The sequence below is a fragment of the Tahibacter caeni genome (assembly GCF_024609805.1).
In the GTDB taxonomy this organism is placed as follows: domain Bacteria; phylum Pseudomonadota; class Gammaproteobacteria; order Xanthomonadales; family Rhodanobacteraceae; genus Tahibacter; species Tahibacter caeni.
Genome location: NZ_JANFVR010000654.1, coordinates 1 through 1142, shown reverse-complemented (window position 1 = coordinate 1142; position 1142 = coordinate 1). Strand labels below are relative to the sequence as shown.

At 71.8% G+C, this 1142-nt stretch carries 1 protein-coding gene; it reads right to left on the bottom strand.

All coding sequences use genetic code 11. The features are described from left to right. On the bottom strand, window positions 1-1142 hold a 1142-nt coding region (locus NON22_RS24625), incomplete at both ends, for a glycosyltransferase (protein WP_257389616.1).

Genomic DNA, 1142 nt, shown 5'->3' with positions numbered 1-1142 from the left:
GCGCGGCGGCGCCGAGGCGGCGCGCCGCGGCCGGATCGTCGGCGAGCCGGCGCAGCTGTGCGGCGGCCGCGGTCACGTCGGGCTCGGCCCAGTGCTGGCCGCGCCAGTCCGGGTATTCGCCTTCGTCGACCGGCACGAGACGATAGGGCACGAGGCAGCTGTTGTCGGCGTCCATGAACTGCAGGTTGCCCGAATAGGCCGTCGCGACAACGGGCTTGCCGAGCGCCATGCATTCGGCGAGGCCGAGGCCGAAGCCTTCGGAGCGGTGCAGCGACAGGTATACGTCGCAGGCCGCCTGCAGCGACCACATGCCGTCGCGGTCGAGGAAGCCGTCGCGCAGCAGGATGCGGTCGTCGCCGGCGGCGGCCTCGGTCAGCTGGTGCAGCGGCGCCGGCAGACGCTGGCCGTTGATGGTCTTGAGCACGAGGCGCACGTCGCGGCGTTCGGGCGGAAACGCGGCGCGGAACGCGGCGATCGCGGCCTGTGGATTCTTGCGCGTGATCCACGAATTGAAGTCGAAGCTCGCGAGCACGACGAACGCCTCGTCAGGCAGATCGAGCGCCGCGCGCGGCAGCGGCGGCCGCGTCGGCTGCTGCACGGCCAGCGGGATCACGTGCACCGGCTTGTCGGTGCAGGCGGCCACGGCCGCGCGCACGAAGTCCGACAGCACCCAGATCTCGTCGACGAGCGCGAACGCGTCGGACCAGCGCGGCGGAAAGCGTTCGAGCTCCCAGAACCAGCAGCCGATCGTGTAGCGGCCGGCGAACGCCGCCGCGCCGAGATGTTCGTGCACGACCGGCATCTGGTCAGCGTTGACGCAGAACAGGCTGACGTCCTGCGGCAGAGTGTCGTCGAGAAATGCGTCGAGGCGATGGTCCTGCTGCCGGCTCGCGACGCCGATCTCGATGTTGCGCACGCCGAACGGAATGCCGGCCTGCTGCAGCACGGCGGCGTAGTTGCGCAGCACTTCGGCGACGCCGAATTCGCCGCGCGCATAGCCGATCAGGTTGATGCCGTCGTGCCGGCTCGGCGCGGTCACGGCGACGGCGGGTGCGGCGGCCGCCGGCGCGGGCGGCACGTAGGCTTCGCGCTCGAGGCGCCGGCGCAGGCGATGGCGCCAGCGCGCCGGTATGCGCCCGTAC